Genomic DNA, 21,206 nt, shown 5'->3' with positions numbered 1-21,206 from the left:
GGAGCTCCCAATACTTGCTCAGTCAGTGCTGACGTTCGCTCATGCTCTGCTTGGCAGTAAACCTATTAAGACCCGTCCACTAGGGACGGTATTCTGGCGTTTTAGAGGTGAACAACGTGGAGCTTTTATCTGGCGCTGAAATGGTCGTCCGCTTCTTGCGTGACGAAGGCGTTAAGCACATCTACGGGTACCCTGGTGGTGCTCTCCTGCATGTTTACGACGCGCTGTTCAAAGAGCCGGAAGTGGAACACATCCTGGTTCGTCACGAGCAAGCGGCAACCCATATGGCGGACGGCTACGCCCGCGCCACCGGCAAGGCCGGTGTGGTGCTGGTAACCTCCGGCCCGGGCGCGACCAATGCCATTACCGGTATTGCCACCGCCTACATGGATTCGATTCCGATGGTCATTCTGTCCGGCCAGGTGCCTAGCACCATGGTTGGCACCGATGCCTTCCAGGAAACCGACATGATCGGTATCTCGCGGCCGATCGTGAAGCACAGCTTCATGATCAAGAGCCCGACCGAGATCCCTGAAGTACTCAAGAAAGCCTTCTACCTGGCGCAATCCGGTCGTCCAGGCCCGGTCGTGGTCGACATTCCAAAAGATATGACCAACCCGGCCGAGAAGTTCGAGTACGTCTATCCGAAGAAGGTCAAGCTGCGCTCGTACAGCCCGGCTGTACGTGGTCACTCCGGCCAGATCCGCAAGGCTGCCGAGATGCTCCTGGCTGCCAAGCGTCCGATCGTCTACGCCGGTGGTGGTGTGATTCTCGGCGGTGGCTCCGAAGCGCTGACCGAAATCGCCAAGTCACTGAACCTGCCCGTCACCAACACCCTGATGGGGCTGGGTGGCTTCCCGGGCACTGACCGCCAGTTCCTCGGCATGCTCGGCATGCACGGCAGCTTCACCGCCAACATGGCCATGCACAATGCCGACGTGATCTTCGCTGTCGGTGCGCGTTTCGATGATCGCGTGGTCAACGGCCCGGCCAAGTTCTGCCCGAACGCCAAGATCATCCATGTCGACATCGACCCTGCGTCGATCTCCAAGATGATCAAGGCCGACGTGCCGATCGTCGGCCCGGTCGACAGCGTGCTCAGCGAGATGCTCGGCATCCTCAAGGAAATCGGCGAGCAGCCTGACAAGGTGGCGCTGGATGCCTGGTGGAAGCAGATTGACGAATGGCGTGGCAATGGCGAACTGTTCCCTTACGACAAGGGCGACGGCAACGTCATCAAGCCGCAGAAGGTCATCGAGACGCTGTGCGAAGTGACCCATGGCGATGCCTTCGTCACCTCCGACGTTGGCCAGCACCAGATGTTCGCGGCGCAGTACTACCGCTTCAACAAGCCGAACCGCTGGATCAACTCCGGTGGCCTGGGCACCATGGGCTTCGGCTTCCCGGCGGCAATGGGCGTCAAGCTCAACTTCCCAGACCAGGACGTGGCCTGCGTGACTGGCGAAGGCAGCATCCAGATGAACATCCAGGAGCTGTCCACCTGCATGCAGTACGGCCTGCCGGTGAAGATCGTCAACCTGAACAACGGTGTGCTGGGCATGGTCCGCCAATGGCAGGACATGGCCTACAACGGTCGTCACTCGCACTCTTACGTCGAGTCGCTGCCTGACTTCATCAAGCTGGCCGAGGCCTATGGCCATGTAGGTATCCGCATCACCAGCCTGAAGGACCTCAAGCCGAAGCTGGAAGAAGCGTTTGCGATGAAAGACCGCCTGGTGTTCATCGACATCGCGGTTGACCGCAGCGAGCACGTCTATCCGATGCAGATCAAGGATGGCTCGATGCGTGACATGTGGCTGAGCAAGACGGAGCGTACCTGATATGCGGCACATCATTTCCCTGCTGCTGGAAAACGAACCCGGTGCTCTGTCCCGTGTGGTCGGCCTGTTCTCCCAGCGCAACTACAACATTGAAAGCCTGACCGTGGCGCCGACCGAAGACCCGACCCTGTCGCGTCTGACGCTGACCACCGTTGGCCATGACGAAGTGATCGAACAGATCACCAAGAACCTGAACAAGCTGGTCGAAGTGGTGAAACTCGTCGACCTGTCGGAAAGCGCTCACATCGAGCGTGAGCTGATGTTGGTCAAGGTCAAGGCCACCGGTGCCCAGCGCGCCGAGATCAAGCGCACCACGGATATCTTCCGTGGCCAGATCGTCGATGTGACCGCCAGCGTGTACACCGTGCAGCTCAGCGGCACCAGCGACAAACTGGACAGCTTCATCCAGGCGATCGGCACCGCATCGATTCTCGAAACCGTGCGCAGCGGCGTTACCGGCATTGCCCGTGGCGACAAAGTGCTCAGCATCTAAATTCAAAAATTAGCGATGGCTCCGCAGGGGCCGAGATATAACCAGGGGTATTTTCATGAAAGTTTTCTACGATAAAGACTGCGACCTTTCCATCATCCAGGGTAAGAAAGTCGCCATCATCGGTTACGGTTCGCAAGGCCACGCTCAGGCGTGCAACCTGAAGGACTCCGGTGTAGACGTTACCGTCGGTCTGCGTAAAGGTTCGGCTACCGTTGCCAAGGCCGAAGCCCACGGCCTGAAAGTTGCCGACGTGGCTACCGCCGTCGCTGCTGCCGACCTGGTCATGATCCTGACCCCGGACGAGTTCCAGGGCCAGCTGTACAAGAACGAGATCGAGCCGAACATCAAGAAGGGCGCTACCCTGGCCTTCTCGCACGGCTTCTCGATTCACTACAACCAGGTTGTTCCGCGTGCCGACCTCGACGTGATCATGATCGCGCCGAAAGCCCCGGGCCACACCGTTCGCTCCGAGTTCGTCAAAGGCGGCGGCATCCCTGACCTGATCGCTATCTACCAGGACGCTTCGGGCAACGCCAAGAACGTCGCCCTGTCCTACGCCGCTGGCGTCGGTGGTGGCCGTACCGGCATCATCGAAACCACCTTCAAGGACGAGACTGAAACCGACCTGTTCGGTGAGCAGGCTGTTCTGTGCGGTGGTACCGTCGAGCTGGTCAAGGCCGGTTTCGAAACCCTGGTTGAAGCTGGCTACGCGCCAGAAATGGCCTACTTCGAGTGCCTGCACGAGCTGAAGCTGATCGTTGACCTCATGTACGAAGGCGGCATCGCCAACATGAACTACTCGATCTCCAACAACGCCGAGTACGGTGAGTACGTCACCGGTCCGGAAGTCATCAACGAAGAATCCCGCAAGGCTATGCGCAACGCTCTGAAGCGCATCCAGGACGGCGAGTACGCGAAGATGTTCATCTCCGAAGGTGCTACCAACTACCCATCGATGACCGCCAAGCGCCGTAACAACGCCGCTCACGGCATCGAAATCATCGGCGAGCAACTGCGTTCGATGATGCCGTGGATCTCGGCTAACAAAATCGTCGACAAGACCAAGAACTAAGTCTTATCGAAAGATGAAAAACGCGGCTTCGGCCGCGTTTTTTCGTTCTGGCAGTCAGCTTCTGGTATAAAGCAGACCAGTGGCTCGCCGTCAGAACCTGTTTCGCGGGCCCGTGTCGAACATTTTCCATCCTGTTGCAAGGTACCCTCCATGAGCGAACGTCCCGAAGAGCCGAACAAGCCCTCCGACGCCGAAAGCCTGCTACCTGTCGATGAGCACGTTGAAGAAGGGCATGACGCCGAAGGGCGCAAGGTGCGCCATCGCGGCATCTATCTGCTGCCCAACCTGTTCACTACCGCCAACCTGTTTGCCGGCTTCTATTCCATCATCAGCTCGATGAGTGCGCAGAGCGCTGGTGACCCACGCGAGGCGAGCAAGTATTTCGCCTTCGCTGCCATTGCGATCTTCGTGGCCATGGTGCTCGACGGCCTGGATGGCCGTGTGGCGCGCATGACCAATACCCAGAGCGCCTTCGGTGCCGAGTACGACTCGCTGTCGGATATGGTCGCCTTCGGCGTGGCCCCGGCCTTGCTGGCCTTTGGCTGGGCGCTGGGTGACATGGGCAAGGTCGGCTGGATGGTCGCCTTCATCTATGTTGCCGGTGCTGCGTTGCGTCTGGCGCGGTTCAATACCCAGGTCGGCACTGCCGACAAACGCTACTTCATCGGCCTGGCCAGCCCGGCCGCCGCCGGGGTGGTCGCCGGTACCGTCTGGGCCTTCAGCGACTACGGCATCCAGGGCTCCAAGCTGTCGTTCCTGGTGGCGCTGCTGGTTGCCGCTGCCGGCATGCTGATGGTCAGCAACATCAAGTACAACAGCTTCAAGGAGCTGGACCTCAAGGGGCGCGTGCCGTTCGTGGCAATCCTCGCGGTGGTGCTGGTGTTTGCCGTGGTGTTCAGCGACCCGCCGCGCATCCTGCTGCTGATCTTCCTCGCCTATGCGGCTTCGGGGCCGATCCAGTTCCTGCTGCGCGGGCGTCGGCGCAAGGCGTGATAATTATTTAATGCTGGAATAACCCTCCGGCTCCATAGTCTTACTGGTACATCCGTTATCCAGTGCTGTGGAGCCGACCATGCTCATCAAGCTTCCCAGGTCTTCCGACTGCAAAACAGCGGAGATCACCCCCGAAGGCATCTACCTTTCCCGTCGTACTCTGCTCGGTAGCTCTCTGGCCGGCCTGGCCCTGGGCGCGCTGCCGGGTGGGGCGAGTGCGGCTGATGTGTCGCGCTATGCCGATGTGGCGCCCGGCGCAGCGCCAGGCTGGTTCACCGACAAGCTCGCTGCCGCACGCTGGCAGGCGGTGACGGTCAAGGATGAGACGATCACGCCGTTCAAGGATGCCACTCACTACAACAACTTCTATGAGTTCGGGCCCGACAAGGGCGACCCGGCCGCCAATGGCGATAGCCTGAAGACCGAGCCCTGGTCGGTGGTGGTGGACGGCGAGGTGGGCAAGCCGGGGCGCTATGCGCTGGAAGACTTCATCAAACCTTATCAGCTTGAAGAGCGCATCTACCGGCTGCGTTGTGTCGAGGCGTGGTCGATGGTCATTCCCTGGCTGGGTTTTCCGTTGGCGCAGGTGCTCAAGCAGGTCGAGCCGACTTCGAAAGCGAGGTATGTACGGTTCGAGACGCTAAAAGATCCGCAGCATATGCCTGGGCAGCGCTCGGGCTTTGCCCTGATCGACTGGCCATATAGAGAAGGCTTGCGCCTGGATGAGGCGATGCATCCACTGGCGATTCTGGCCGTAGGGATGTATGGCCGGGAGCTGCCCAACCAGAATGGTGCACCGTTACGTCTGGTGGTGCCCTGGAAGTACGGCTTCAAAAGCATCAAGTCGATCGTGCGAATCAGTCTGGTGGCCGAGCAACCGGGGACAACCTGGCAGGGGCTGGCACCGGATGAGTATGGTTTCTATGCCAACGTGAATCCGACCGTTGACCATCCGCGTTGGACTCAGGCACGCGAGCGGCGCTTGCCCAGCGGGCTGTTCAGCCCCAATGTACGACAGACACAGATGTTCAATGGCTACGCCGATGAAGTGGCGTCGCTGTATTCCGGGCTCGATCTGCGGAAGAACTATTGATGCGCTATCCCTGGTTGCGACTGGGCATCTTTGTCGTGGGCTGCCTGTTCCCCGTGTGGTGGTTGTATGAGGCTGCGATGAGCCTGCTGGGGCCAGACCCTGGAAAGATCATGATGGATCGCCTTGGGCTTGGCGCGCTGACCTTCCTGCTGGTTACATTGAGCATGACGCCGCTGCAGAAACTCACGGGGTGGTCAGGTTGGATCATCGTGCGGCGGCAGCTAGGACTGTGGGTGTTTGCCTACATCGTGCTGCACATCCTGTCTTATCTGTTCTTTATCCTTGGGTTGGATTGGGGGCAGTTGGCGGTCGAGCTGCGCAAGCGGCCTTACATTATTGTCGGTGCGCTCGGCTTTCTCGGGCTGCTGGTGCTGGCGGTTACCTCGAATCGCTATAGCCAGCGGCGACTGGGGGCGCGGTGGAAGAAGCTGCACAAGTTGGTGTACGGGGTGCTTGGCCTGGGGCTGCTTCACTTCCTGTGGATCGTTCGCTCGGATCTCAGAGAGTGGGCTATTTATGCATCCATTGGTGCTGTGCTCATGTTGATGCGGGTCCCAGTGGTTTCACGGGTGCTGCCGAGGATTGCCGGTAGGCAGGGGAGGGCGATTTGAAATGCTTTTGAAAAAAGAGTTGACGCGCTTTCGAATCCACTTATAATGCGCCCCACTTCCAGCGACATCGGAACGACAAACTCCTTGAGATTCAATGAGTTAGGTGGTTAAGATGGTGCTAGAGGGGCTTCGATCGAAAGGTCGATAGCGGTTGAGATGAAGGTTGACAGCGGTTTTAAACGCTGTATTATTCGCCTCCCGCTAGCGAGTGATCGCAGTGAGTCAAGTGTTTGAAGCTAAACGAATTTCTCGGAAAAAACTTCAAAATAAACGCTTGACACGAAATGAGGAAAGCGTAGAATGCGCGCCTCGGTTGAGACGAAAGGCTCTTAACCAAACGCTCTTTAACAAATCGAATCAAGCAATTCGTGTGGGTGCTTGTGAGTACGGACTGATAGTCACAAAGATTATCAGCATCACAAGTGGCCATGCGAGAAATCACATAGTCATTTGAGATTGCTGAGCCAAGTTTAGGGTTTCTTAAAAACCCAAGCAGTATTGAACTGAAGAGTTTGATCATGGCTCAGATTGAACGCTGGCGGCAGGCCTAACACATGCAAGTCGAGCGGATGACGGGAGCTTGCTCCTTGATTCAGCGGCGGACGGGTGAGTAATGCCTAGGAATCTGCCTGGTAGTGGGGGACAACGTTTCGAAAGGAACGCTAATACCGCATACGTCCTACGGGAGAAAGCAGGGGACCTTCGGGCCTTGCGCTATCAGATGAGCCTAGGTCGGATTAGCTAGTTGGTGGGGTAATGGCTCACCAAGGCGACGATCCGTAACTGGTCTGAGAGGATGATCAGTCACACTGGAACTGAGACACGGTCCAGACTCCTACGGGAGGCAGCAGTGGGGAATATTGGACAATGGGCGAAAGCCTGATCCAGCCATGCCGCGTGTGTGAAGAAGGTCTTCGGATTGTAAAGCACTTTAAGTTGGGAGGAAGGGCAGTAAGTTAATACCTTGCTGTTTTGACGTTACCGACAGAATAAGCACCGGCTAACTCTGTGCCAGCAGCCGCGGTAATACAGAGGGTGCAAGCGTTAATCGGAATTACTGGGCGTAAAGCGCGCGTAGGTGGTTTGTTAAGTTGGATGTGAAAGCCCCGGGCTCAACCTGGGAACTGCATCCAAAACTGGCAAGCTAGAGTACGGTAGAGGGTGGTGGAATTTCCTGTGTAGCGGTGAAATGCGTAGATATAGGAAGGAACACCAGTGGCGAAGGCGACCACCTGGACTGATACTGACACTGAGGTGCGAAAGCGTGGGGAGCAAACAGGATTAGATACCCTGGTAGTCCACGCCGTAAACGATGTCAACTAGCCGTTGGAATCCTTGAGATTTTAGTGGCGCAGCTAACGCATTAAGTTGACCGCCTGGGGAGTACGGCCGCAAGGTTAAAACTCAAATGAATTGACGGGGGCCCGCACAAGCGGTGGAGCATGTGGTTTAATTCGAAGCAACGCGAAGAACCTTACCAGGCCTTGACATGCAGAGAACTTTCCAGAGATGGATTGGTGCCTTCGGGAACTCTGACACAGGTGCTGCATGGCTGTCGTCAGCTCGTGTCGTGAGATGTTGGGTTAAGTCCCGTAACGAGCGCAACCCTTGTCCTTAGTTACCAGCACGTTATGGTGGGCACTCTAAGGAGACTGCCGGTGACAAACCGGAGGAAGGTGGGGATGACGTCAAGTCATCATGGCCCTTACGGCCTGGGCTACACACGTGCTACAATGGTCGGTACAGAGGGTTGCCAAGCCGCGAGGTGGAGCTAATCTCACAAAACCGATCGTAGTCCGGATCGCAGTCTGCAACTCGACTGCGTGAAGTCGGAATCGCTAGTAATCGCGAATCAGAATGTCGCGGTGAATACGTTCCCGGGCCTTGTACACACCGCCCGTCACACCATGGGAGTGGGTTGCACCAGAAGTAGCTAGTCTAACCTTCGGGAGGACGGTTACCACGGTGTGATTCATGACTGGGGTGAAGTCGTAACAAGGTAGCCGTAGGGGAACCTGCGGCTGGATCACCTCCTTAATCGACGACATCAGCCTGCTGATGAGCTCCCACACGAATTGCTTGATTCATTGTAAAAGACGATGCTGTAACGCGACCCTGTTATAGGTCTGTAGCTCAGTTGGTTAGAGCGCACCCCTGATAAGGGTGAGGTCGGCAGTTCAAATCTGCCCAGACCTACCATTACTTGGTTCAGCCGTATACGGGGCCATAGCTCAGCTGGGAGAGCGCCTGCCTTGCACGCAGGAGGTCAGCGGTTCGATCCCGCTTGGCTCCACCACTTTGCATCACTGTTCAGAACTTAGAAATGAGCATTCGGTTTGAATGTTGATTTCTGACTTTTGTCAGATCGTTCTTTAAAAATTCGGATATGTGATAGATATAGACTGAACACCAGTTTCACTGCTGGTGGATCAGGCTAAGGTAAAATTTGTGAGTTCTGCTCTTAATTGAGCGAAATGCGAATTTTCGGCGAATGTCGTCTTCACAGTATAACCAGATTGCTTGGGGTTATATGGTCAAGTGAAGAAGCGCATACGGTGGATGCCTTGGCAGTCAGAGGCGATGAAAGACGTGGTAGCCTGCGATAAGCTTTGGGGAGTCGGCAAACAGACTGTGATCCAGAGATCTCTGAATGGGGGAACCCACTCAGCATAAGCTGAGTATCTTGTACTGAATACATAGGTGCAAGAGGCGAACCAGGGGAACTGAAACATCTAAGTACCCTGAGGAAAAGAAATCAACCGAGATTCCCTTAGTAGTGGCGAGCGAACGGGGACCAGCCCTTAAGTTGGTTTGAGATTAGTGGAACGCTCTGGAAAGTGCGGCCATAGTGGGTGATAGCCCCGTACACGAAAATCTCTTATCAATGAAATCGAGTAGGACGGAGCACGAGAAACTTTGTCTGAACATGGGGGGACCATCCTCCAAGGCTAAATACTACTGACTGACCGATAGTGAACCAGTACCGTGAGGGAAAGGCGAAAAGAACCCCGGAGAGGGGAGTGAAATAGAACCTGAAACCGTATGCGTACAAGCAGTGGGAGCCTACTTTGTTAGGTGACTGCGTACCTTTTGTATAATGGGTCAGCGACTTATATTCAGTGGCGAGCTTAACCGAATAGGGGAGGCGTAGCGAAAGCGAGTCTTAATAGGGCGTTTAGTCGCTGGGTATAGACCCGAAACCGGGCGATCTATCCATGGGCAGGTTGAAGGTTAGGTAACACTGACTGGAGGACCGAACCGACTACCGTTGAAAAGTTAGCGGATGACCTGTGGATCGGAGTGAAAGGCTAATCAAGCTCGGAGATAGCTGGTTCTCCTCGAAAGCTATTTAGGTAGCGCCTCATGTATCACTGTAGGGGGTAGAGCACTGTTTCGGCTAGGGGGTCATCCCGACTTACCAAACCGATGCAAACTCCGAATACCTACAAGTGCCGAGCATGGGAGACACACGGCGGGTGCTAACGTCCGTCGTGAAAAGGGAAACAACCCAGACCGTCAGCTAAGGTCCCAAAGTCATGGTTAAGTGGGAAACGATGTGGGAAGGCTTAGACAGCTAGGAGGTTGGCTTAGAAGCAGCCACCCTTTAAAGAAAGCGTAATAGCTCACTAGTCGAGTCGGCCTGCGCGGAAGATGTAACGGGGCTCAAACCATGCACCGAAGCTACGGGTGTCATCTTTGATGACGCGGTAGAGGAGCGTTCTGTAAGCCTGTGAAGGTGAGTTGAGAAGCTTGCTGGAGGTATCAGAAGTGCGAATGCTGACATGAGTAACGACAATGCGAGTGAAAAACTCGCACGCCGAAAGACCAAGGTTTCCTGCGCAACGTTAATCGACGCAGGGTTAGTCGGTCCCTAAGGCGAGGCTGAAAAGCGTAGTCGATGGAAAACAGGTTAATATTCCTGTACTTCCAGTTATTGCGATGGAGGGACGGAGAAGGCTAGGCCAGCTTGGCGTTGGTTGTCCAAGTTTAAGGTGGTAGGCTGAAATCTTAGGCAAATCCGGGATTTCAAGGCCGAGAGCTGATGACGAGTGCTCATTAGAGCGCGAAGTGGTTGATGCCATGCTTCCAAGAAAAGCTCCTAAGCTTCAGATAACTGGGAACCGTACCCCAAACCGACACAGGTGGTTAGGTAGAGAATACCAAGGCGCTTGAGAGAACTCGGGTGAAGGAACTAGGCAAAATGGCACCGTAACTTCGGGAGAAGGTGCGCCGGCGAGGGTGAAGGACTTGCTCCGTAAGCCCATGCCGGTCGAAGATACCAGGCCGCTGCGACTGTTTATTAAAAACACAGCACTCTGCAAACACGAAAGTGGACGTATAGGGTGTGACGCCTGCCCGGTGCCGGAAGGTTAATTGATGGGGTTAGCGCAAGCGAAGCTCTTGATCGAAGCCCCGGTAAACGGCGGCCGTAACTATAACGGTCCTAAGGTAGCGAAATTCCTTGTCGGGTAAGTTCCGACCTGCACGAATGGCGTAACGATGGCGGCGCTGTCTCCACCCGAGACTCAGTGAAATTGAAATCGCTGTGAAGATGCAGTGTATCCGCGGCTAGACGGAAAGACCCCGTGAACCTTTACTATAGCTTTGCACTGGACTTTGAATTTGCTTGTGTAGGATAGGTGGGAGGCTTTGAAGTGGGGACGCCAGTTCTCATGGAGCCATCCTTGAAATACCACCCTGGCAACTTTGAGGTTCTAACTCAGGTCCGTTATCCGGATCGAGGACAGTGTATGGTGGGTAGTTTGACTGGGGCGGTCTCCTCCCAAAGAGTAACGGAGGAGTACGAAGGTGCGCTCAGACCGGTCGGAAATCGGTCGTAGAGTATAAAGGCAAAAGCGCGCTTGACTGCGAGACAAACACGTCGAGCAGGTACGAAAGTAGGTCTTAGTGATCCGGTGGTTCTGTATGGAAGGGCCATCGCTCAACGGATAAAAGGTACTCCGGGGATAACAGGCTGATACCGCCCAAGAGTTCATATCGACGGCGGTGTTTGGCACCTCGATGTCGGCTCATCACATCCTGGGGCTGAAGCCGGTCCCAAGGGTATGGCTGTTCGCCATTTAAAGTGGTACGCGAGCTGGGTTTAGAACGTCGTGAGACAGTTCGGTCCCTATCTGCCGTGGACGTTTGAGATTTGAGAGGGGCTGCTCCTAGTACGAGAGGACCGGAGTGGACGAACCTCTGGTGTTCCGGTTGTCACGCCAGTGGCATTGCCGGGTAGCTATGTTCGGAAGAGATAACCGCTGAAAGCATCTAAGCGGGAAACTTGCCTCAAGATGAGATCTCACTGGGATCTTGAATCCCCTAAAGGGCCGTCGAAGACTACGACGTTGATAGGTTGGGTGTGTAAGCGCTGTGAGGCGTTGAGCTAACCAATACTAATTGCCCGTGAGGCTTGACCATATAACACCCAAGCAATTTGCTAACGCAGATTGCGGTGGTGAAGACGAAAGAACCGAAAGTTCGCAACATCACAAATTCACATATCCGAATTCGCCAAGAGTGTTCAACAGACATTCTGGCTACAGAATTTCTTGACGACCATAGAGCATTGGAACCACCTGATCCCATCCCGAACTCAGTAGTGAAACGATGCATCGCCGATGGTAGTGTGGGGTTTCCCCATGTGAGAGTAGGTCATCGTCAAGATTCATTTCGCAAAACCCCTATCTGCGCATGCAGGTAGGGGTTTTGTCTTTTCTGGCTTTTACTCGGGGCAGCATCGGCAGCCAGCCGTGATATCGTTCCCCATTCTCTTCCCAGGGATTTCTCCATGCCCAACACCACCTCGCTGCAGCCCGGTTTCATGATCGTCCACGGCAACCGCCTGGACGACCTGCGCAGCCTGGTAGTGAGTTGGATGCGCCGTTATCCGCTGGCACCGTTGGAAAACGAAATCGCCCTGGTACAGAGCAATGGTATTGCCCAATGGCTCAAGCTGGCCCTTGCCGAAGACCCTCAGGAAGATGACATGGGTGGCTGCGGTATTGCAGCTGCCATCGATGTGCAACTGCCCGGTAGCTTCATGTGGCAGTTGTATCGCAAGGTGCTCGGGCGCGACGAAATCCCTGAAGTGTCGCTGCTCGACAAGGCACCGCTGACCTGGCGCCTGATGCGCCTGCTGCCCGCATTGATCGAGCGCCCACATTTCGAACCGCTCCGCCGCTTCCTCACCGATGACAATGACCTGCGCAAGCGCTATCAGCTGGCCGAGCGCCTGGCCGACCTGTTCGACCAATACCAGGTCTACCGCGCCGACTGGCTTAAGGACTGGGCATCCGGCGAGCACATCCTCAATACCGCTCGCGGTGAGCGCAAACCACTCGCTCCAGGTAACCGCTGGCAGGCCGAACTGTGGCGAGCGTTGCTCGAGGATGTCGGTGAACAGGGCATGGCGCAGAGCCGGGCAGGGGTGCATCAGCGCTTCATCGAACGCATCAACAGCCTGGAAACCGCACCCCATGGGCTCCCTTCGCGGGTCATCGTGTTTGGTATTTCTTCGTTGCCTGCCCAGGCATTGGAGGCACTTGCCGGCCTGTCCCGTTTCAGCCAGTTATTGCTCTGCGTTCATAACCCTTGCCGTCACCATTGGGCCGACATCGTTGCCGACAAGGACCTGCTACGCCACCAGTACAAGCGGCAGCAGCGCAAGCAAGGTATGCCCCTGCAAATGGACGACGAGTCGCTGCATCAACACGCCCACCCACTGCTGGCCGCCTGGGGCAAGCAAGGCCGCGATTACATCAACCTGCTGGACAGCTACGACGACCCCGGCAGCTATCAAGGCGTGTTCAGCGACGGGCGCATCGATCTGTTCAGTGAAGGCCAGCCCACCACGCTGCTGAATCAGCTGCAGGACGATATTCTCGAACTGCGTCCGCTCGCAGAAACCCGCGAACGTTGGCCTGAGGTCGACCTGACCAAGGACCGTTCCGTGCGCTTTCACGTGGCACATAGCCCACAGCGCGAAGTGGAAATCCTGCACGACCAGTTACTGGCCCGCTTCAGCGCCGACCCCACGTTGCGCCCGCGAGACGTCATCGTCATGCTCCCGGCAATCGACACCTACGCGCCGCATATCCGTGCGGTGTTTGGCCAACTGCTGCGCAACGACCCGCGCTACATTCCGTTCACCCTGACCGACCAGGGCCAGCGTGGGCGCGACCCCCTGCTGATTGCCCTTGAGCACCTGCTCAAGCTCCCGGACAGCCGCTTCGCGGTCAGTGAAGTGCTCGACCTGCTCGACGTTCCGGCGGTCCGTGCGCGTTTCGGCATCCGCGAAAGCGACCTGCCTACCCTGCACCGCTGGATCGAAGGCGCAGGCATTCGCTGGGGGTTGAACGCCGACCAGCGTGCCACCCTTGGGTTGCCCCAGGGGCTGGAGCAGAACAGTTGGCGCTTCGGTCTGCGGCGTATGCTTCTGGGTTACGCCGTGGGCATGGGAGAGGGCTGCGACGGTATCGAACCCTACGATGAAATCGGCGGCCTGGACGCCGCTTTGATCGGCCCCTTGGTCGCGCTGCTCGATGCCCTGGAAGTGGCCAACGAGGCATTGTCCCAGCCCGCCACGGCCAGCGAGTGGGGCGAACGCCTCAACGCTCTGTTACAGGTGTTCTTCCTCGCCGAGGAGGAGCACGACGAATACCTTTTGATGCAACTGCAGGAATTGCGCGATAGCTGGCTTGAAGTCTGTGAAACCGTAGGCCTGCAAGACCAGCTGCCACTCACGGTGATCCGTGAGGCCTGGCTGTCGGGCCTCGACGAAGGCAAGCTGTCCCAGCGTTTTCTCGCCGGTTCGGTGAATTTCTGCACCTTGATGCCGATGCGGGCAATTCCTTTCCGCGTCGTCTGCCTGCTGGGCATGAACGATGGCGATTACCCGCGTGCCCAGCCGCCGCTGGACTTCGACCTGATGGCCAGCGACTACCGCCCCGGTGATCGTTCGCGCCGCGAGGACGACCGTTACCTGCTGCTCGAAGCGCTGCTGTCGGCACGTGACCAGCTCTACATCAGCTGGGTGGGCCGCAGCATCCGTGATAACAGTGAGCGGCCGGCCTCGGTGCTGATCGGCCAATTGCGTGACCACCTGGCTGCTGGTTGGCGCCTGAAGGGCCATGCTGGCGGCGAGCAACTGCTGCCCGCCTTGACCCAGGAGCACCCGCTACAGCCTTTCAGCGCGCGTTATTTCCAGAAAGGCAGTGCGCTGTTCAGCTATGCCCATGAGTGGCAATTGTTGCACCAGCAAACCACCGATGACGAGCAACCCGATCTCGGCCTGCCACCTTACGTCAGCGATGAAGCGCTGACGCTGACCCAGCTGCAGGACTTCTTGCGTCACCCCGTCCGGCACTTCTTCAGCCAGCGCCTGAAAGTGTTCTTCGAAGCCCTGGAAGCGCCCACGCCAGACGATGAGCCATTCGTCCTCGATGCCTTGCAGCGCTATAGCGCCAGCGAAAGCCTGTTGAGCGCAGCCCTGAGCGACCCTGACAATGCCGAACGGGCGCTGCAAGCCCAGGCCCGCCGCCTGCAAGCCTGCGGCATGCTACCCCTGGCGGGTTTCGGCGAACTGCTGCAAGCCGAGCTGATTCAGCCTCTGCCCGATCTACTGCAACGTCATCGCCAACTGTTGCAGCGCTGGCCAACAGTGGTCGACGGCGCGCTGCCGATCCATTTCGAGCATGCCAACCACCGTCTTGAAGGCTGGCTGGGCCGGGTCTACCAAGCCGACGATCAAAGCCTGTTGAGCATCACTACGGTGCCCAACACCATCAGCGCCGGGCGCAACAACCTCAAGTGGCACCGCCTGATCGCCAGCTGGGTGATGCACCTGGCCGCCTGCGCCGCCGGTTATCCCCTGCACAGCGCATTGCTGGCCAGTGACATCACCCTGCTGCTCGGCCCGTTGCCACAGGCTCAGGCTGCCGAACAACTGGGTCACCTGCTGGTAGCGCGCCAGGCCGCAATGAATGCGCCCCTGCCTGTCGCTGCCAAGACCGCCTTTGCCTGGCTGGCTCAGGAGGATCCGGACAAGGCCCTGGCAGCCGCCACCCGTGCCTATGAGGGAGATGGCCGTACCAGTTTCGGCGAGCGCAGCGAAAGTGTTGCCCTGGCCCGGCAGTTCCGCGATTTCGCCGCGCTCAGCGCCGACGAAACCTTCGAAGGCTGGTGTGAAGCCTTGTATCGCCCCCTGTTCAGCGCTGCCTGGCAAGCCCAGGGCAATCCGGAGAGTGAAGCATGACCCAGGCCCGCCCCCTGGCACTGAGTTTTCCCCTGCATGGCAGCCAGCTGATTGAAGCCAGTGCCGGCACGGGCAAGACGTTCACCATTTCCGCGCTGTACCTGCGCCTGATCCTCGGCCACGGCGGTGAGCAAGGCTTTGGCCGCGAACTGCTGCCACCGCAGATTCTGGTGGTGACCTTCACCGATGCCGCCACCAAGGAGCTGCGCGAGCGTATTCGCGCCCGCCTTGCCGAGGCAGCGCGCTTCTTCCGCGGCGAGCTGGAAGGTGCCGACCCGCTACTGCATCAGCTGCGTGACGACTATGCCGAAGAGCACTGGCTACGTTGCGCCAATCGCCTGGAAGTCGCTGTGCAGTGGATGGATGAAGCGGCAGTGTCGACCATCCATGGCTGGTGCCAGCGCATGCTTCGTGAGCATGCCTTCGACAGTGGAAGCCTGTTTACCCAGAGCCTGGAAACCGACCACAGCGACCTGCTCGGCCAGGTCATGCGCGATTACTGGCGGCGCTTCTGCTATGGCATGCACGGCGAAGCGCTGAACTGGGTGCGCAGCTATTGGGTCAGCCCCGATGCCCTGCTGCCGCGCATCCGCCCGTTGTTCGGTTGTGTGCGTGCACAGCAGGACGAAGCGGAGCCGCAAGCGCTGATCGATACCGCGCTGCAACAGCGGGTCGAGCAGTTGCGCCAACTCAAGGCACCGTGGGTGCGATGGGCGGACGAGCTGCAGCAGATCTGCCGCGACGCCGTGGCCGCGAAACAGGCCGATGGCCGCAAACTGCAGGCGCGCTACTTTGAGCCCTGGTTCGAGAAACTGCGAACCTGGGCCGGTGATGAACAAGAGGTGGAGCTCGACCTGGGCACCGGCTTTACCCGGCTGACCCCGGCGGGGATGGCTGAAGCCTGGAAAGCCGGTGATCCGCCCGACCATCCGGCCTTTCATGCCATGCAGAACCTGCAGCAACAGCTGCAGGCCCTGGTCAGCCCGGAAGCGCGCATGCTCGAACACGCAGCGGCCTGGGTTGCGGCGCGCTTCGAGGTGGAAAAACGCCGGCGTGCCGAAATGGGCTTCGACGATATGTTGCTGCGTCTGCAACATGCTTTGGGCACGGAATCGGGTGAGCGCCTGGCGGCGCTGATTCGTGAGCAATTCCCTGTGGCGTTGATCGATGAGTTCCAGGACACCGACCCAGTCCAGTACGGCATCTTCGAAAGCATCTATCGCATCAGCGAGAACCACCCAGAAACTGGCCTGTTCATGATCGGCGACCCCAAACAGGCGATCTACGCCTTCCGTGGCGCCGATATCTACACCTACCTGTCGGCCCGGCGTGCCACTGCCGGCCGCCTGCACAGCCTGGACACCAACTACCGCTCCAGCCAGGCAATGGTCGCGGCGGTCAACCAGGTGTTCCTGCAGGCCGAAGCCCGCGCGCAGGGCAAGGGGGCCTTCCTGTTCCGCGAAGCCGACGACAACCCGTTGCCCTTCGTCGAGGTCCGTGCCAAGGGCCGCAGCGAGCGCCTGCTGATCGATGGCGAGGCGTGTGCAGCGTTGCAATGCTGGCAGCTGGAAAGCGAAGAGCCGGTATCCAGCACGCTCTACCGGCAGCAGCTGGCCGCCAGCTGCGCGAGCCACATCGTTGCCGTGTTGAATGGCGGCCAGCGTGGGGTGACCGGCTTCAGCGATGACCAAGGCGAGCTGCGCCCGTGCCAGCCTTCGGACATCGCCATCCTGGTGCGTGATGGCCATGAAGCGCAACTGGTGCGTAGCGAGCTTGCCGCCCGTGATGTGCGCAGCGTGTATCTTTCCGACAAGGATTCGGTGTTTGCCGCCCAAGAGGCCCATGACTTGCTGGCCTGGCTCAAGGCCTGCGCCGAACCGGATTCCGAGCGCCTGCTCAAGGCCGCACTGGCCAGCCTGACCCTGGAGCTATCGCTGGCTGAACTGGACCAGCTGAACCAGGACGAGCGGGTGTGGGAGGGCTGGGTCATGCGCTTCCGTCGCTACCGCGAAATCTGGCAGCGCCAGGGTGTGCTGCCCATGCTGCGGCACTTGCTGCACGACTTCGAGCTGCCGCGCATGCTGATCGGCCGCACGGATGGCGAACGCGTGCTGACCAACCTGCTGCACCTCGCAGAATTGCTGCAGCAGGCAGCCGGCGAGCTGGACGGTGAGCAGGCGTTGATCCGTCACCTGGCCGAGCACCTGGCCAACGCCGGCCAAGTGGGCGAAGAGCAGATCCTGCGCCTTGAAAGTGACGAGCAGCTGGTCAAGGTGGTGACTATCCACAAGTCCAAGGGCCTGGAATACCCCTTGGTCTACCTGCCGTTCATCTGCACCAGCAAGCCGGTGGACGGCAGCCGCCTGCCATTGACCTGGCACGACAGCCAAGGCAATGCACAACTGACGCTGAGCCCCGATGCCGCGCAGATCGCCCTGGCCGACGAGGAGCGCCTGGCTGAAGACCTGCGCCTGCTCTATGTGGCCCTGACGCGTGCCCAGCACGCCTGCTGGCTGGGTGTTGCCGACCTCAAGCGTGGCAACCAGAAGAGCTCGCAGCTGCACCGCTCGGCGCTTGGCTACCTGCTCGGTGGCGGCCTGGCCCTGCCTGGCTCGGAGCACCTCAAGGCGTGGCTGCAGAGCTTGCGGGCAGGCTGCGCGAATATTGCCTGCCCGGCCCTGCCGCAAGCCTGCGATGAGCACTACCGCGCCTCCCAGGCCGAGCATGAGCTATTACCCGCTCGCAAGCCACGCCGGGCTGCCGCCGAGCACTGGTGGATCGCGTCTTACAGTGCCTTGCGCGTTGGCGAACAGACCCTCGGGGCCGACAGCTCTCAGGCCCAGCAACTGCTCGATGATGAAGTGGCCGATACCCAGCTGATCCGCGAAGTGCCTGCCGACGGGGGCGACATCCATCGCTTCCCCCGCGGCCCCAACCCGGGCACCTTCCTCCACGGGCTGCTGGAGTGGGCCGGTCGTGAAGGCTTTGCCGAAGTCGCCGGCAACCCCAAGCTCATCGAGCGTACCGTTGGCCAGCGTTGCAACCGCCGCGACTGGGCCGGCTGGATCCCGACACTCAGCCAATGGCTGCAGCGCTTGCTCAACGAGCCCATGCCGGCCGGTGCTTCGCAGCTGACGCTTGGGCAATTGCAGCATTACCAGATCGAGATGGAGTTCTGGTTCGCCAGCCACAACGTCGACGCCGAGCAGCTCGACCGCCTGGTGGCCCGGCATACCCACCCCGGTACAGTACGCCCGGCTGCGCAGCCGACCCTGCTCAACGGCATGTTCAAAGGTTTCATCGACCTGGCCTACGAGCTCGACGGGCGCTATTACGTGGCGGACTACAAGTCCAACTGGCTCGGCCCGGATATCCAGGCCTACGACACCCAGGCCATGGAAAAAGCCATCCTCGAACACCGCTACGACCTGCAGTACGTGCTCTACTTGCTGGCCTTGCATCGCCAGTTGCGCGCACGGCTGCCGGATTACGATTACGACCACCATATCGGCGGTGCCCTGTTCATCTTCCTGCGCGGCGCCAGCAGCAGTGGCCACGGTGTGTACTTCGCCAAGCCGCCACGCGCGCTGATCGAGGCCCTCGATGCGCTGTTCCGTGGCGTGCACGCGCCCGAGCAGCAGGACCTGTTTGCCGGAGCCGTGACATGAGCCGAACCCTCGACGATCTCTTGCCTACGCCACTGCACGCTGAGCACCTGCTGGCCCTGGCCCCCCAGCACAACAGTGCGGACCTCGTGCAGTTGCTCGATCGCTGGGTCGAGCGGGGCTGGCTGCGTGCGCTCGACCGGGCGTTCGTCAGTTTTCTTGAAGAGCGAGCCCCAGGCAGTGACCCGTTGCTGTTGCTGGCGGCAGCCCTGGCCAGCCATCAGCTGGGCCACGGGCATGTCTGCCTCGACCTGCGGCAGACCCTCGCCGAGCCTGATTTCGCGCTGTCACTGCCGCCGGAAGGCGATGCCTTGACCGGCCCGTTGCTGTTGCCCTCGCAGCTGCTGGCCAACCTAGGCTTGCCCACCTGGCTGCAGCGTATAGCTGCCAGCCCGCTGGTGGCTGCCGGCGATACGCCGGGCCAGCACGCGCGCCCGCTGGTACTCAGCGGCCAGCGCCTGTACTTGCGTCGCTACTGGAGCTACGAGCGGCAGATCGACCAGACCCTGCGCCAACGCCTGAATCAGGACGAAGCGGCCTCGGCCGACCTGCCCGCGCGCCTGGCGCAGCTGTTCGACGAAAGTGCCCTGGCAGGTCAGGTGGACTGGCAGAAACTCGCCTGCGCCTTGGCCACCCGCGCAGGCTTCAGCATCATCACTGGCGGCCCCGGTACCGGCAAGACCACCACGGTGGTGCGCTTGCTGGCGCTGCTGCAGGCGCCTGCGGTAGAGCAGGGCAGGCCGCTGCGCATTCGCCTGGCCGCGCCGACCGGCAAGGCTGCAGCACGCCTGACCGAATCCATCGGCCAGCAGGTTGAACGGTTGCAAGTGAGTGCCGATGTGCGCGGGCAGATTCCCACCGACGTCAGCACCGTTCACCGCCTGCTCGGCAGCCGCCCCGGCTCGCGGCACTTCCGTCACCATGCCGGCAACCCGCTGCCGCTGGATGTGTTGGTGGTCGACGAAGCGTCAATGATCGACCTGGAGATGATGGCCAACCTGCTTCAGGCTATGCCGCCCAAGGCGCGGCTGATTCTGCTGGGGGACAAGGACCAGCTGGCCTCGGTAGAGGCTGGCGCTGTGCTCGGTGACCTGTGCCGGGATGCCGAGGAGGGGTGCTATTCGCCCGCGACCCAGGCCTGGCTGGAACAGCTCGGTGGCCAATCGCTGGCCGCCAGTGGCCTGAAAGTTGGCGATGCCCAACGCAATCCGTTGGCCCAGCAGGTGGTGATGCTGCGCTTCTCGAGGCGCTTTGGTGAAGGCAGTGGCATCGGCCAGCTGGCGCGCCTGGTCAATCGCCAGGAGGCCCAGGCGGCGCGGGACCTGCTGAGCATGCCGCCAGCAGACGTGTTCGGCCTGGCGCTGCGCGGCGAGCAGGATCGGGCCTTTGATCGCCTGATTCTCGACGGCCTCAACCGCGGTAATGAAGGGCCTCAGGGCTATCGCAGCTATCTGCGTGCCATTGGCCGCTATCGCCCGGCACCGGGTACTGCATTCGACGATCCGCGCTGGGAGCAGTGGGCCGGCAGGGTGCTGCACAGTTTCGAAGACTTCCAGCTGCTGTGCGCTGTGCGCAAGGGGGCCTGGGGGGTCGAAGGCCTCAACGAGCGGGTGGCGCGCGTGCTGCACAATGCCGGGCTGATCGACAGCCAGCAGCCGTGGTATGAGGGCCGCCCGGTGCTGGTCACGCGCAACGACTATGGCTTGGGCTTGATGAACGGTGACATCGGCATCGCCCTGCGCCTGCCAGACGAGCAAGGTGAAGCGTTGCTGCGCGTGGCCTTCCCGCGCAACGACGGCAGTGGTGGGGTGCGCTTCGTCCTGCCCAGCCGCCTCAACGAGGTGGAAACCGTTTACGCCATGACCGTTCACAAGTCCCAGGGCTCAGAGTTCAGCCACACCGCGCTGGTGCTGCCGGATGCACTCAACCCGGTGCTGACCAAGGAACTGGTGTACACCGGCATCACCCGGGCCAAGCATTGCTTCAGTCTGATCGAGCCGCGCCAGGGCATTTTCGAGGAAGCGGTGCTGCGCAAGGTACGGCGTATTTCCGGCCTGATGCTTGAGCAAGTCTGACCGGGGGCTTGTGACTGACCCTATGGGAGCGGGCAATCCCGTTCCTACAGATAGCCAGCGTTGTGCTATCGTTGCGCCGACTTCAGACAGGTTTTTTTGAGAGA

9 protein-coding genes, 2 tRNA genes and 3 rRNA genes are annotated in these 21,206 nt (G+C 59.5%); all 14 read left to right on the top strand.

The annotated features are described in order from the left end of the window. Positions 1–116: 116 nt before the first annotated feature. The 14 genes from ACOKS3_RS25105 (at position 117) to recD (ending at position 21,102) form a co-directional block, all read left to right on the top strand. Positions 117–1,841: an acetolactate synthase 3 large subunit gene (locus ACOKS3_RS25105; protein ID WP_422764524.1), complete on the top strand. Its 1,725-nt coding sequence runs from the start codon at positions 117–119 to the stop codon at positions 1,839–1,841. 1 nt (position 1,842) lies between these two features. After that, positions 1,843–2,334 carry an acetolactate synthase small subunit gene (gene ilvN / locus ACOKS3_RS25100; RefSeq protein ID WP_003250040.1) on the top strand — a complete coding sequence of 164 codons (492 nt, stop codon included), beginning with the start codon at positions 1,843–1,845 and terminating at the stop codon, positions 2,332–2,334. Between the two features lie 55 nt (positions 2,335–2,389). Next, a complete protein-coding gene (gene ilvC, locus ACOKS3_RS25095) occupies positions 2,390–3,406 on the top strand; it encodes a ketol-acid reductoisomerase (RefSeq protein ID WP_027917653.1) in 1,017 nt (338 codons plus the stop codon). A gap of 150 nt (positions 3,407–3,556) precedes the next feature. Beyond that, complete coding sequence (pssA, locus tag ACOKS3_RS25090; RefSeq protein WP_027917652.1) at positions 3,557–4,399, top strand: CDP-diacylglycerol--serine O-phosphatidyltransferase; 843 nt, start codon at positions 3,557–3,559, stop codon at positions 4,397–4,399. A 79-nt stretch (positions 4,400–4,478) separates the two neighbouring features. Continuing rightward, a complete protein-coding gene (gene msrP, locus ACOKS3_RS25085; protein WP_103448963.1) occupies positions 4,479–5,492 on the top strand; it encodes a protein-methionine-sulfoxide reductase catalytic subunit MsrP in 1,014 nt (337 codons plus the stop codon). Further along, complete coding sequence (msrQ, locus tag ACOKS3_RS25080) at positions 5,492–6,103, top strand: protein-methionine-sulfoxide reductase heme-binding subunit MsrQ (RefSeq protein ID WP_103448965.1); 612 nt, start codon at positions 5,492–5,494, stop codon at positions 6,101–6,103. The genes msrP and msrQ overlap by 1 nt, the downstream gene beginning before the upstream one ends. Before the next feature lie 500 nt (positions 6,104–6,603). Then, positions 6,604–8,140, top strand: a 16S ribosomal RNA gene (locus tag ACOKS3_RS25075). Between the two features lie 85 nt (positions 8,141–8,225). Next, a tRNA-Ile gene (locus ACOKS3_RS25070) sits at positions 8,226–8,302 on the top strand. 21 nt (positions 8,303–8,323) lie between these two features. Further along, positions 8,324–8,399 (top strand) — tRNA-Ala (locus ACOKS3_RS25065). Between the two features lie 236 nt (positions 8,400–8,635). Then, a 23S ribosomal RNA gene (locus tag ACOKS3_RS25060) occupies positions 8,636–11,527 on the top strand. 130 nt (positions 11,528–11,657) lie between these two features. Further along, positions 11,658–11,773: ribosomal RNA gene (gene rrf / locus ACOKS3_RS25055) — 5S ribosomal RNA — on the top strand. The 16S, 23S and 5S rRNA genes sit together here with 2 tRNA genes alongside, the layout of an rRNA operon. A 124-nt stretch (positions 11,774–11,897) precedes the next feature. Continuing rightward, on the top strand, positions 11,898–15,362 hold the full coding sequence (gene recC / locus ACOKS3_RS25050) for an exodeoxyribonuclease V subunit gamma (protein ID WP_422763706.1): 3,465 nt from the start codon (positions 11,898–11,900) through the stop codon (positions 15,360–15,362). Continuing rightward, complete coding sequence (gene recB, locus ACOKS3_RS25045) at positions 15,359–19,030, top strand: exodeoxyribonuclease V subunit beta (protein WP_422763707.1); 3,672 nt, start codon at positions 15,359–15,361, stop codon at positions 19,028–19,030. The genes recC and recB overlap by 4 nt, the downstream gene beginning before the upstream one ends. Then, positions 19,027–21,102: an exodeoxyribonuclease V subunit alpha gene (gene recD / locus ACOKS3_RS25040; protein WP_422763708.1), complete on the top strand. Its 2,076-nt coding sequence runs from the start codon at positions 19,027–19,029 to the stop codon at positions 21,100–21,102. The genes recB and recD overlap by 4 nt, the downstream gene beginning before the upstream one ends. Positions 21,103–21,206 lie beyond the last annotated feature (104 nt).

The sequence above is a fragment of the Pseudomonas sp. HS6-2 genome (genome assembly GCF_049325675.2).
GTDB lineage: Bacteria > Pseudomonadota > Gammaproteobacteria > Pseudomonadales > Pseudomonadaceae > Aquipseudomonas > Aquipseudomonas putida_N.
Note: the sequence above shows the minus strand (reverse complement) of the source record. Positions and strands in the feature narration are given on the sequence as shown.